This window comes from Malaciobacter mytili LMG 24559 (genome assembly GCF_003346775.1).
GTDB lineage: Bacteria > Campylobacterota > Campylobacteria > Campylobacterales > Arcobacteraceae > Malaciobacter > Malaciobacter mytili.
In genome coordinates, this window is record NZ_CP031219.1 from 1,938,142 (window position 1) to 1,951,547 (window position 13,406).

Below are 13,406 nucleotides of genomic sequence, written 5' to 3' on the forward strand. Positions count from 1 at the left end.
ATCTACTTTTTTATGAATATAAAATTATTTCAATCTTAAATTTTTATAAAGATATTATTTATGCTTTAGTAAATTATTAATACATTTTGCCATTTATTAAGAACTTTATAGTATTATAAAAGAAAGAAAATAGTAGTGAAGATAAATGATTGTTAATTTTTTTATAAATATTCTTACTTTTTTTATAACAAAGGTTTTCCCTATTTTTGCACTTATAGTTGCATATATACACGCCTTAGTAACTTTTTCTAGATTTCCTATTTTAGAATTTATAGCAAAAAAGAAATTAAACAAAATCTTAAAAAACCATTTTCCTAAAGTTAGCTTATCTTCTATAAGAAGAACTACAGATAGTGGAATAATAAAATCATATTATGAATTTGATATAGTTTTAAAAAAAGATGATGAATATTATACATTTTATCAAATGGATTATAAAGACTTTACAGCTGAAAATTTAAACCCAACTCCAAATGATGAGATGATAAAAGAAAAACTAAATACACTTTTAAAAAAGCTAAACAACTCTTTGCAATATGAAATTATATATATAGAACAAAGTTTTAATTTTACTAGTAATGATTATATAAAAAACGCATTTAATGTAACAATTGTTGATAAAAATATAAATGAACTAATGAATATGAGAAGTTTATATATGCATCAAATAAAACCTCAATATATAAAAGAATGGTTAAAAAGTGAGTTATTTGAGCAGTGGTTTAGAGACTCTTTTAAAAAGAAATTTGGAAGTTTTGATACAAAACTAATAGATTTAAAAATAAAAATAGATAAGATTTTTAAAGAAGAATTTCCTTTTAGCCCCTATAAACTAATTGTACTAGAACATGAAAGCAACTCTTTAGAAGGTGATATTAGACTATTTTTTCAAGATACAAGAGATAAAAAGAATAAAATAATAAAAGAAAAAGTAATCAACTCAACTAACATTAATAAAGATAGTTTTGAATCATGGTTTAAAGATGGTACTTACTAAAATTAACTCTTCATATAGATTAAAAATCCAACTAATAAAACAATATTTGTAATAATCAAAGCAGTAACGGCAGTCAAGATAAAGATTTCATAAAACTTTTTCATTTTTTCTTCTTTGAATAATATTTTATATTATTAATTAGACAATAATATATATTAAACTTATCTTAATAAATAAGTTTTATAGTTATTTTTGATAAAGACTTGACAAAAATATAAAACATATGTTAGAATTTTCATATGAAACAAATATCATATGAAAGGTTTTAGATATGAAAAAGACATTTAAAGTAAATAATATAGCTTGCGCAAATTGTGCAAATTTGATTAAAGCATCTTTAGAGGAAAATTTTGGGGAAATTTTAGTAAATCTAGAAAAAGAACCAAGAGAAGTAACTCTTGAAATTGAAAATGAAAAAAAAGAAGTAGAATTTAAAGCTGAGATAAAAGAACTTGGATTTGAAGTTATTGAGAAATAAAATGGAAAATCAAAAAAAGAAAGAATTGATTCGTTCATGTTGCGAAGGAATAAGTTATATCTTTGATATAAGAAAGATTTTACCAGATGACGATAAATTAGTTGAGATATCAAATATTTTTAAAGCATTAGGTGATCCTACAAGAGTTAAGATTTTATATGCATTGTTAAAGTATGAAATTTGTGTAGGAGAGATAGCAAATCTATTAGAAATACCTCAATCTCATGTTTCTCATCAATTACGAATTTTAAAAAAATTTGATATTGTTGATTTTGAGAAAGATAAAAAAATGTCATTTTATTATATTAAAGATGAAAAGATTCGTGAGCTTTTAAATCTAATATTAAAAGAGAAATAGCTATGTCAAAAGAAAAAATAAATTTAAATATTTCAGGAATGACTTGTGTAAATTGTTCAAATGGAATTAAAAAGTTTTTAAATAAAGTAGAAGGTGTTGAAAGTTCACAAGTTAGTTTTGCTTCTAGTGAAGGTGAATTTGTTATTGATACAAATAAAATCTCAAAAGAGAAGCTTATTGAAAAAATTGAACTACTAGGATATGCAGTAGAAGAAGATTTAAAACATCTTGAAGAAGCACAATTTTTAGCTTTTAAGAAATTGAAAAATCTTTTTACAATTTCTATCTTGCTTACTACTATTATCTTTATTTTAGTATTTACACAAATAGTAGAAGAGTCTATTAAAAAATATCTTATTTTTGTAATTGCTTCAATTATACAATTTTATTGTGGTAGTAGATTTTATAAACTTTCATATAAAGCAATAGCCAATAAAAACTATGATATGAATGTATTAGTTGCATTAGGAACAAGTGCAGCTTATTTTTACTCTACTTTAGTAGTATTTATGCCAAATCTTTTTCCTGAGTATTTAAAGTTTTTATATTTTGATGGGGCTGCTGTTATTATAAGTTTTGTTTTATTAGGAAGATACCTAGAAGAAAGGTCAAAACAAAAAGCAAGTGATTTTTTAAAAAAACTTATGACTTTAACACCAGAATTTGCAAATACTATTTTAGATGATGGAAATATTAAATCAGTTAAGATAAATGAATTAAAAATTGGAAATAAAGTATTAGTTAAATCAGGTGAAAAAATTGCAACTGATGGGAAAATTATAAAAGGAAAAGCAGATATTGATACTTCTATGATTACAGGAGAGTCTATGCCTGTTTTTAAACAAGAAGGTGATGAAGTTTTATCTGGTACTTTAAATACAAATGGAATAATTACTATTGAAGTATTAAAACTTTCAAAAGATACAACACTTTCAAAAATTATAACTTTATTAAAATCTGCTCAAAGTAAACAAATCCCTATAAGTAGATTTGCAGATAAAATTGCCAATATTTTTGTACCTACTGTTATATTTTTATCAATATTAACTTTTATAATTTGGTCACTACTAGGAGATGTACAAAATGCAATTTTAGCAAGTATTAGTGTACTTATTATCTCTTGTCCTTGTGCCTTAGGGTTAGCAACACCTATTGCTATTGTAAGCTCTGTTAGTAAAGGTGCAAAAGAGGGAATTCTTATTAAAAATCCAGAAATTTTAGAGATAATTAAAGAGATAAAATTTGCTGTATTTGATAAAACTGGAACTTTAACAAAAGGAGAAATAAGCGTAACTAATACAAATATCAATAAAGAATATTTGCCTTTAATAGGTTCAGTTGAAAAACTAAGTGAGCACCCTATTTCAAAAGCTATTGTTAATTATATAGCTAATGAAAATATAAAGATGAATCTTGAAATAGATGAGATAAATATAGAAATAGGAAAAGGAATAAAAGCTAAAGTTGGTAAAGATACTATTCTTTTAGGAAATAAAAAATTACTTGAAGAAAATAATATAGAATTATTAGATAATCATATTGATATTTATAAAAAAGAGTTAGAAAAAGCAAATGGGGTAATTCTTGTGGCTATAAATGGACAAACTGTTGGCTCTTTTTCTTTAGAAGATAAATTAAAAGATGAAGCATATGAACTTATATCTAATCTTAAAAAAATCAATATTAAACCTATTTTATTAACAGGTGATAATAAAATCACAGCTTTAAAAATTGCAAATGAATTAAATATAACAGAAGTATATAGTGAAGTTATTCCAACTGAAAAATATGAAGTTATTAAAAAATTGCAAGAAGAAGGAAAAGTTATGTTTGTGGGAGATGGGATAAATGATGCCCCTTCAATCAAACAAGCAAATATAGGAGTAACTTTAAATTCAGGTGCAGATATAAGTAAAGATGCCGGAGATATTATTTTAATAAATAATGAACTTTTATCAGTAAGTAAAAGTATAAATCTTTCTATTGAAACAATAAAGATAATTAAACAAAATCTCTTTTGGGCATTTATTTATAATGCATTAGGAATACCAATTGCAGCAGGAATTTTATATCCACTTTGGGGTATTATGCTAACACCTATGTATGCAGGGATTGCTATGAGTTTTAGCTCTGTTACAGTGGTATTGAATTCATTACGATTAAAATTTAAAAAATTGTAAGTTTTATATAAAGATTATTTTAAAATTGTTTTCTTTTTTTATCTAAAAACCAATAAAAAGAGAACATTAAACCAGGAGTTTTAGCCTTTGTTTCATCATAGATAAACTTTTTAAATTCATTAAAAGGTATAAAAATAGTTTCTATTTGCTCATCATGAATTCCCCCTCCATTATGAGTCTTCATAGAATCATCTATTAAAGCAAAATATAGACTTTGGCAACCTCCACTTACACCCACATTTGTGTAAAAAGAAGTTACTCTTTCTATATTTTTTAATGGTACATCATATCCACACTCTTCATCTATTTCTTCTTTTACTATTACTTCTAAATCTTTATCTTTATCTACAATTCCTGCACAAAGTTCATAAGTAAAAGCTTTTGATTTATCATTTAAATATACAGGTGGACGAAACTGTTTTACAAGTAAAAAAGCATCTTTTTTTTCATGATATAATAAAACAGCAACTGAATCAAAACTTTTCACAGCTTCCCAACTTTTTTTTACTCCATCTTGTTCATATGTTATTTTAACAGGGTGGACAAATTTTGTATCTTCAAGGGCTTGTGTTTTAAAGTTTGTAATTATGCTTTTCATATATTTTCTTTATTAAGTTTTGCTTATTTTAGTTATTTTTGACTAAAAAACATTTTAAAATAAACTTTAGATATGTTACAATCTATGATTATTTGAAAGGAACTATAAAAATGAAGCTAATTTATGCTGGACTGAAACCTATTATTAATGAATATGGAATCTATTTTAAAGATGGAAAAGAAGATAAATATATATATCTTAGCTTTGCTATTGAAATTTTAAATGCTTTAAATCACGAATATGAAAAAGATAAAAAATATTCTTGCGACCTTCAAAAAACAAATATTCAAACAAATCAAATAATAGATACTCTTACAACTTTTTACCCAAATTTACAAGAGATTGTACAAAAAAAAATCAATAGTTATATTACTCATTTGGACTATGAAAAAGAATCTGTAGAAAATCATCTTTTATTATCTGATATTGAAAAAGATGTATATTTAAATAATTTACAGATTATGAGAGAGTATAAAATACAAAGGGCAACTAATAAAATATTTTATTTTCTTTGTATTAAAGCAATAACAAAGTTAATAATAAAAAATCAAATTAAAGAGATTGATACTCCTTTTACTGAAAAATTTTGGCATATTTTAAAATCTATACAAGGTAAACTTTTTCAAAATAAAATAAAAACAGATTTAAAAATACTAAATATTAATAATACTTTAATTTCAAAGCTATATATTAATATCTACTAAAAAAGAGTTTTTAACTCTTTTTTAAGACACTTTTACAGATGAAAAATCAACTATAAAAGTTGAGCCTTTATTCTCTTTTGAATTTAAATCAAGATGAAGGTTATACTCTTTTACTATTCTTTTAACAATATCAAGACCTATTCCAAAACCACCTTCTGTATTTGCTCCTCTTTTATATCTTTTAAAAATCTCTTTTTGCTCTTTTTTACTAATACCTATACCAAAATCTTGTACAGTTAAAACTCCTTGTTTTAAAGTAACTACTATTTTAGAGTTTGTATAGCTATATTTAATAGCATTGGAAATTAGATTATTTACCACTTTTTGAATTTTATTTTTATCAACTTTTATTTTACAAGGTTCAACAATTGATTCTATCATTATATTTTTTGTAATAGAAATATCATTAAAATACTCCACACTATGACTTATTAGTTCACTTAAACAAAACTCTTCTTCTATACTTTCATCAATATCACTAAAAGCAGAAAAGTGAATATCATTATATAGTTGTGAGATTTGCTTAGAACTACTTACAATATATTTCATCATCTTATCTGGATCTTTACCTTTTTTAAGCATAGCAACAGAGGTCATAAGTACAGAAATAGGAGTATTTAACTCATGGGCAGAATCTTTTATAAACTTATCCATATGTTCTACTTTTTCTCTTACAGGTTTTAATAAAAGTTTTGCAAGTAAATAAGCAATAAATCCCACAAAAATTGAACTTAATATAAGCACCATTACCATTATAACTTTTAGCTTTCCTTTATCTTGTATTCCATTACAAGTCTGTATAGCAATATATTTTATAGGAATATCTTTTTCATCTAAATGGTCAATATAGTACGCAAAGTTATTTGTCTCATATATCTCTTTTGAAAAGGTAATTTCACTAATATTAAACATATTTGAAAATAATATATTTTTATCTTTATCAAAAAGTGCATATTGAATATTTTTATCTTTTAAATTTATTGGCATTAATTCAGTTTTATTCATATAGGCATTTAAGATATTTGCTTTTATCTCATTTGCCGCATTTGACATTTGCATATTACAATGTTCAGTAACTGATTTTAACTCATTTTTATAATAAAAAGAAAGAAGTAATCCTATAAGTAAAATTATAGAACCTACATAAATAGATAGAAAACTAATAAGTGCTTTTTTTTCATTATTGTTCAAATTTATACCCTATTCCTCTTATAGTTTTTATTTTATCTTTTCCTAACAGTTCTCTTATATTTTTAATATATACTCTAATAGTTGCATCTGTTGGCATCTCTTCATATGTCCATACATTTTGAAGTAACTCTTCACTTGAGATAACTCTATTTTTATGAGTATAAAAGTATTTTAATATATCTCTTTCTTTTAAGGCTAATTTTTTAACGTTTCCACAAATATTTAACTCACATAAATGTGGAGAAAAACTTATCTCTTCATTAAAAACAATTTCATCTTTTTGCTCTATTAAAAAGATTTTGCAAAGTTTTATTATTCTTTGGTCTAATTCTTCTAAATCAAAAGGTTTTTTTATATAATCATCAACTCCCATCTCAAAAGACTCTTTTAAATGCTTTGTATCTTGATAGGCAGTTAAAATTATAATTGGAGTATTATCTTTATAATCATGTCTTAAAGTTTTTAAAACCTCTAAACCAGAAAGTACAGGAGTATTTATATCTAAAAGGGCTAAATCAACTTTATTATCTATCAAATACTCTAAAGCCTCTTGTCCATTTGTTTTTAAAACTACTTCATAGCCTTTGTCTTCTAAATGAAAACTTAATAAATCACTTAATGCACTATCATCTTCTAAAAGCAATACTTTCATAACACTCCTTTTTTTTATTATATAAAAAGTTTGTTTATTTAATGTGTACTTACATTTATCAATTATAATTTTTATTTGGTAAATTTTTTTTTACCATTTAATTCACTTTTTATTATTATTTTATTAAAATTTTAACTTAGACTTGTGGTACAAGTAGTGTTTAAAAATTACTCTTTTTTATTATTAATTAAACACATCTCTCAAATTTCCAACTCCTTTGGAGAAAAAAAATCTATGAAAAATTATAAGATGATTATTGATGCACAAAAATGTGTAGGGTGTCACGCTTGTGAAGTTGCCTGTAAACAAGAATTTAAAGCACCTTTGGGATATTTTAGAACAGTAACTTTATATCTTGATACGGGAATTTTCCCAAAAGTAAAAAGAGAATTTTTACCTTTAATGTGTAGGCAATGCGAAGATGCACATTGTTTAAAAGCCTGTGATAAAAATGCTATTTCTAAAGTAAATGGAATAGTAAAAATTGATGAAAGTAAGTGTGATGGCTGCGGAGATTGTGTTAGTGCTTGCTCTATTGGAGCTGTTTATATTAATCCTTTTTCAAAAATTGCTGAAAAATGTAATTTGTGTGAACATAGACTAGAAATTGGTTTAAAAACTGCCTGTGAAGCAACTTGTGTTGCAAATGCTATTACTATTATTACAAATGAAGATGAAATTCCTAAAAATGCAATAGGATTTAAAAATCATCCAGAAGATAAACCCTCTACGCTTCATATTGGAGCAAATGAAAAGATGAAAAAGAAACTACAACAAGGTAGAAGCTTTTCACCATTAAATTATGAAATATATACTTGGGCGGAATAATATGAATAGAAGAGACTTTTTAAAAAATGGTGCAATAACAATTGCAGCTTTAAAATTAGGAGAAGTTATATCTTTATCTCCTACAAAATTAAATGCTAGTGAAATTAAAACTTTTCAAGAATTTAAAACTTTAGCAAAAAATATAAAAGGTATAGAAAGAATTCCTAGTGTTTGTTTAAACTGTTCAACAATATGTGGAATGACAGTTTTAGTAAAAGACAATGAAATTTTAGGTGTTGAGGGTAATCCTCTTGATCCAAATAGCCAAGGTAAACTTTGTGCAAAAGCCCATGGAGGAGTAAATGCTGTTGAATATCCAGAAAGAATTGTTTACCCTTTAAAAAGAGTTGGAAAAAGAGGTGATGGCTTATGGAAAAGAATCACAATGCAAGAAGCTTATGAACTTATGGCTTCAAAAATAAAAAAATGTATAGAAGATAAAAAACCTGAAGAGATTGTATTTCATGGTGGAAGAAATAAGATGGGAGATATTACAGGAAGATTTATGGATGCAGTAGGCTCTCCTGTAATTTTAAATCATAGAGCACTATGTTCTTCAAATAAAAGAGCTGCAAATTACACTACTATTGGGGATACAAGTTGGGAAACTATTGATGCAATTAGATGTAAATATTTTTTAAACTTTGGTTCTAATTTTCTTGAAAGTCATCAAGGTGGTTTTGCTTTAATGAAAAGATTTATTGAAGCAAAAAGTAATGGAGCAAAGCTTGTAACTTTTGATACAAGACTATCTAATACTGCAGGAAAAAGTGATGAATGGTTTGCTCCATATCCTTCAAGTGAGGGTGCAATTGCACTTGCTATGGCAAATGTAATTATAAATGAAAAACTTTATAATAAAAATTTTATAAAAGAATGGTGCAATATAAGTTTAAAAGAGTTAAAAGAATTAGTAAAACCATATACTGTTGAATTTGCACAAGAACAAAGTGGTATTAATGCAGAAGATATTAAAAGATTAGCTATTGAGTTTGCAAAAGCTGCTCCAAATTGTGCAGCTTTTACAAATAGAGGTTCACAAGCTCATTATAATGGCTTACATAATGATAGAGCTGTTGTTATACTAAATGCATTAGTTGGAAGTGTGGGAAAAGAAGGTGGTTATGCTTATGGAGGTTCTAAAAACAAAGGACACAAATCATTTCCTATGCCAGAACCTATTCCACCAAAGCCTTTATTTAGTACTGATTTAGAAGACCCTAAATTATACCCTTTTGCAAATAAATGGCAAAAAATGAGAGTTAGTGAATTGGTTTATGATAAAATTAAAACAAAAAAACATAATATTCAAGTTTATATGTCATATACTATTTCTTCTCCTCAAACTTGGCCTGAAGGTCCACAAACAGCTGTGGAAGTTTTAAAAGATGAAAAGCTTATTGCCTTTCATGTGTGTTCAGATGTGGTTTATTCAGAAATGGCACATTACTCAGATTTAATTTTACCTGATGCAACTTATTTTGAAAGATATACAATAGAAGGAAGAAATGCCTATGAACTAATTCCATATTTTGTTCTAAGACAACCTGCTGTAAAACCACCATATGATTGTGAAAATTTTGCAGATACACTAATTAAAGTTGCTAAAAAAATAGGTCAGCCTGTTTCACAATATTTTAAATTTGATTCATATGAAGAGTTTATAAAACTAAGATTTTCAAAATTACCACAAAAAGAAGGATTAAGTGGTTTTGATTATATGAAAAAATATGGAGTATGGATAGAAGATAAACCTAAAAACTATGAACCATATAATATTGAGCTAAATGAAGCACAATTAAAAAATAGTTTTATTGAAAATAATATTATTTATATAAATAAAAAAAATAAAAAAGAGGCTATTGGTATAGTAAAAGATGGGAAAAAAGTAAGAGGATTTAAAACTCCTTCAAGAAAGTTTGAAATTTGCTCAAATGATATTATAAATGAAGCAAAAAAACTTGGAGAAAAAGATGATGGATTCCCTCATTTTAAAATGCCAAAATCATTAAAAGAGAAAAAAGAAGATGAACTTATTTTAACTACTTTTAAATGGAATGTTCATACTCAAGCAAGAACAACTCCACAAAAATATTTAACAGAAATTGTTCATGATAATCCTGTTTGGATTAATACACAAACAGCTAAAAAATATAAAATAAAAAATGGCGATATTATAAAAATAACTACTTATAGACCTAAAGAAGGATATAAAGCCTCACAAAATGAAATTGTAGGAACTATGAAAATAAAAGCTTTTGTAACACAAGGTATTCATCCAGAAGTAATTGCTATTAGTAACTCTTTAGGAATGAATTATGCAGGAAGAATAGCAAAAGGAAGAAATGGTTTAAAAGAGAATTTAAAAGCTTATCCAGAGTATGAAGATTTAGATTTAAATGGCAATATTTGGTGGGATAAAAGATTTGGGGGAAGTGGAAATGGATTTAACCCAAATATGGTAATACCTGTAAATCCTGCACCTCTTGCAGGTATGCAATCATGGAATGATACTATTTGTAAAATAGAGAAAGTATAAAAGTGGGAATCCACTTTTATACTATAAATTTTATTAAAAAAAACCCACCTACACTTAACCAAATAAAAAGAATAGTTGCTAAAACAATAGGTTTTATTCCCACTTCAAAAAATGTTTTAAAATTTGTTTTTATTCCTAATGCCATCATAGCCATAGCCAAACAAAAAGTATCTACTTCATTTATATTATCTACTATTGTTTTAGGTACAAAATTAAATGAATTAAAAAAAGCAACTCCTATAAAAAATATAGCAAACCAAGGTATTGTTATTTTACTTTTTTGTTTATTTGTACTTGTTTTTACTAAAAAAAGCATAAGCAATACTAAAAAAGGTGCTATTAACATCACTCTTATCATTTTAACTACTACAGCATTATTTTCTATTGTTTCATTTGATATACTATTTGAAGCTCCTACCACATGTGCTACTTCATGTAAAGTTCCTCCAATATAAATAGCCATTTCATTTGGAAGTAAATTTAAAAAATCTATACTATATAAATATGGATATAAAAACATAGCAAAAGTTCCAAATAAAACCACAGTTGAAACAGCAACTGAACTTTTATATGCTTTGTTTTTTAAAACTGCTTCAGTTGCTAAAATAGCAGCTGCTCCACAAATAGCGCTTCCAACACTTGTGAGAATAGTTATTTCTTTATCAAGCTTTAAAACTTTAATTCCAATAAAATATCCTAAAATAAAAGTTGAACAAACTACTATTATAGCCACTATAAAAGCCTGCCATCCTAGTTGAAAAATCTCATTAAAAGTAAGTCTAAATCCATAAAAAACAATAGCAATTCTAAGTAAAGTTTTTGTGGCAAAAGCAAAAGAGTTATCAAAATTTGAACTTATTTTTATTTTTAAAATATTTGTAAAAATCATACCAATTAAAATAGCTACTATTAAAAAAGAAAAACCTAAATTTTTAACACTATCTAATAAAGAGATATATTTTGCAAATAGTGTAAAAAATCCTAAAAGAGCTAATCCTACATAAAAATTTTTATCTTTTATATACTCTTTCATTCATATTCCTTTATATTTTTTGAAATTATATAGCTTAGTTTTTGATTTGTAAAATTAATTATTTTTGTTATAATGATAAATATTTTTTATAAGGATTTATATGTTTACCCTAAAAGAGTTAGAAATATTTTTTAAAACTTGTGAAAATCCTCATATTTCAAACCTTGCAAAAGAAATAAACCTGACTCAAGCTGCTATTTCAATTTGCCTAAACTCCCTAGAAAAAAAACTAGGAGAAAAACTTTTTGATAGAATAGGAAAAAAACTTGTCTTAAATGAAAGGGGAAGAACTTTTAAAAATTTAAGTATAAAGCCCTATTTAGAGCTAATAAATCTAAAAGAGAGTTTTTGTAATGAAAAATTAAAAGGTGAATTAAAAATTGCTTCAAGTAAAACTTTTAATAGTATAAATCTTTCACTTTTTATATATGATTTTATTTCAAAACATGAAGTAAATATTACAAAATATTCTGAAAATACAAAAGAAATTTTAAAGGAAATTTTAGACTCAAAAATAGATATTGGTTTTGTGGAAAAAGATTTTGAAGACTCAAATTTAGTAAAAGAAAAACTAGCAAATGACTCTTTAATTATAGTAACAAGCAATAAAGAGCTTGCTAAAAAAGAGTATTATATTGACCAACTATATAAATATAAATGGATTTTAAGAGAAAAAGGTTCAGGAACAAGAGAGATTTTTTTAAGTAACCTAAAATACTTAGAAGAGTTTAAAATCACAATGGAAATCTCAAATTTTGAAGAAATAAAAAATATTTTACTTAAAAATAGTGATACTATTACTTGTATTTCAAAACTTGCAGTGCAAGAAGAGCTTAAAGAAAAAAAACTCTTTGAAATTAAAACAAAAAATTTAAAATTTAATAGGGAGTTATATTTAGTTTATCATAAAGACAAATTTCAAAGTAAACTCTTTTTAGAGTTTACTTCATATATAAAAGAGTGTTTTAAAAGATATTTCTAATTATTTTTTAAATGCTTTTGTTTTGCATTTACATTAATACCAAAATAATCAAGTAATTTTAATTGAATAATTATATAAACAACACAAGTTATAAAAGATATAATTGTTCCTAATAATACTCCTAAAGTTGGATAAGTAAAGTGTATACTTACACAAAAAATCACAATACTGCTAAGTCCAGAAGGAGTATTTTTAAGTATTGTTCTTGCTTGATTGCTACTATGATGAAAATGTACTATAATAAGTAAAGGAAACATCATACTTGGAAATGCTGAAAATATACCTGCAATATTTACAGGGGCAATTTTTGGTATAGAAGTTACAAATAAAAATAGTACAACAGTTAAAATCGTCCTAAAAAATAAATCTTTAAATGTAATTTTAGTATTAATTATTTTTGCATTATCTGGTTGTCTTGCAAAATATAGTGTAGCTAAAGTAATAATTGTAATTACAGCAATTGGAGTAAATACAATATGAATAGGAACATAAGCTAAGATAAATGCAGCTACTAAATAAAACATAAAAGAGACTACAATACTTACAAAAATATCAAATTTTCTTTTATAAAAAGTACTAATATAATAACCTATTATAAAAGATAAAAGTGCTAATAATCCATGAATATTATATAAAGAGGCTTCAACAGCATAATCAATACCTTGTTCTATTGAAAAAAAGATTAATACTATCATTGTACCTAAAGGAAGTCCTGATAAAATACCAGAAAGTTTTGCACTTACTTTTTCAGCAATAATAGAAAGAGTAATTACAATAATTACAGCAGTTACAGCTTTGATAATAAGAAGTTCCATACGTTCAACTTTATTTGGAATTAAACGCGAATAATACCACTAAAAGCTTAA

At 25.1% G+C, this 13,406-nt stretch carries 13 protein-coding genes; 8 read left to right on the plus strand and 5 right to left on the minus strand.

The window, feature by feature from the left end; translation table 11 throughout:
• Positions 1-145 precede the first annotated feature (145 nt).
• The 4 genes from AMYT_RS09455 (at position 146) to AMYT_RS09470 (ending at position 4,013) form a co-directional block, all read left to right on the plus strand.
• Positions 146-997 (plus strand): hypothetical protein, encoded by an 852-nt coding sequence (locus AMYT_RS09455; protein WP_114842306.1) that lies wholly within the window; start codon positions 146-148, stop codon positions 995-997.
• A gap of 271 nt (positions 998-1,268) precedes the next feature.
• A complete protein-coding gene (locus AMYT_RS09460) occupies positions 1,269-1,475 on the plus strand; it encodes a heavy-metal-associated domain-containing protein (protein WP_114842307.1) in 207 nt (68 codons plus the stop codon).
• Positions 1,456-1,833 carry an ArsR/SmtB family transcription factor gene (locus AMYT_RS09465; RefSeq protein WP_114842308.1) on the plus strand — a complete coding sequence of 126 codons (378 nt, stop codon included), beginning with the start codon at positions 1,456-1,458 and terminating at the stop codon, positions 1,831-1,833. Before AMYT_RS09460 ends, AMYT_RS09465 begins: the two co-directional genes overlap by 20 nt.
• Positions 1,834-1,835: 2 nt before the next feature.
• Entirely contained in the window at positions 1,836-4,013 is a 2,178-nt protein-coding gene (locus AMYT_RS09470; RefSeq protein ID WP_114842309.1) for a heavy metal translocating P-type ATPase, read from the plus strand.
• A 19-nt stretch (positions 4,014-4,032) separates the two neighbouring features.
• On the opposite strand, the gene AMYT_RS09475 is transcribed toward AMYT_RS09470, so the two are convergent.
• Positions 4,033-4,611 carry an NUDIX domain-containing protein gene (locus AMYT_RS09475; protein WP_114842310.1) on the minus strand — a complete coding sequence of 193 codons (579 nt, stop codon included), beginning with the start codon at positions 4,609-4,611 and terminating at the stop codon, positions 4,033-4,035.
• A gap of 110 nt (positions 4,612-4,721) precedes the next feature.
• Between AMYT_RS09475 and AMYT_RS09480 the strand changes: the two genes are divergently transcribed.
• Positions 4,722-5,315, plus strand: coding sequence for a hypothetical protein (locus AMYT_RS09480; RefSeq protein ID WP_114842311.1), 594 nt, complete (start codon positions 4,722-4,724; stop codon positions 5,313-5,315).
• Positions 5,316-5,336: 21 nt separating this feature from the next.
• On the opposite strand, the gene AMYT_RS09485 is transcribed toward AMYT_RS09480, so the two are convergent.
• Complete coding sequence (locus AMYT_RS09485) at positions 5,337-6,506, minus strand: sensor histidine kinase (RefSeq protein WP_114842312.1); 1,170 nt, start codon at positions 6,504-6,506, stop codon at positions 5,337-5,339.
• Positions 6,496-7,158, minus strand: coding sequence for a response regulator transcription factor (locus AMYT_RS09490; protein ID WP_114842313.1), 663 nt, complete (start codon positions 7,156-7,158; stop codon positions 6,496-6,498). The genes AMYT_RS09485 and AMYT_RS09490 overlap by 11 nt, the downstream gene beginning before the upstream one ends.
• 234 nt (positions 7,159-7,392) lie before the next feature.
• Here AMYT_RS09490 and AMYT_RS09495 point away from each other — a divergent pair, with 234 nt between their 5' ends.
• Positions 7,393-7,986: a 4Fe-4S dicluster domain-containing protein gene (locus AMYT_RS09495; RefSeq protein WP_114842314.1), complete on the plus strand. Its 594-nt coding sequence runs from the start codon at positions 7,393-7,395 to the stop codon at positions 7,984-7,986.
• Between the two features lies 1 nt (position 7,987).
• A complete protein-coding gene (locus AMYT_RS09500) occupies positions 7,988-10,525 on the plus strand; it encodes a molybdopterin-containing oxidoreductase family protein (RefSeq protein WP_162919499.1) in 2,538 nt (845 codons plus the stop codon).
• A gap of 16 nt (positions 10,526-10,541) precedes the next feature.
• On the opposite strand, the gene AMYT_RS09505 is transcribed toward AMYT_RS09500, so the two are convergent.
• Positions 10,542-11,558 (minus strand): YeiH family protein, encoded by a 1,017-nt coding sequence (locus tag AMYT_RS09505; RefSeq protein ID WP_114842316.1) that lies wholly within the window; start codon positions 11,556-11,558, stop codon positions 10,542-10,544.
• A gap of 100 nt (positions 11,559-11,658) precedes the next feature.
• Between AMYT_RS09505 and AMYT_RS09510 the strand changes: the two genes are divergently transcribed.
• A complete protein-coding gene (locus AMYT_RS09510) occupies positions 11,659-12,540 on the plus strand; it encodes a LysR family transcriptional regulator (protein WP_114842317.1) in 882 nt (293 codons plus the stop codon).
• Here AMYT_RS09510 and AMYT_RS09515 read toward each other — a convergent pair.
• On the minus strand, positions 12,537-13,355 hold the full coding sequence (locus AMYT_RS09515; protein WP_228197856.1) for a hypothetical protein: 819 nt from the start codon (positions 13,353-13,355) through the stop codon (positions 12,537-12,539). The two genes, AMYT_RS09510 and AMYT_RS09515, sit on opposite strands and share 4 nt — an antisense overlap.
• Positions 13,356-13,406: the final 51 nt, after the last annotated feature.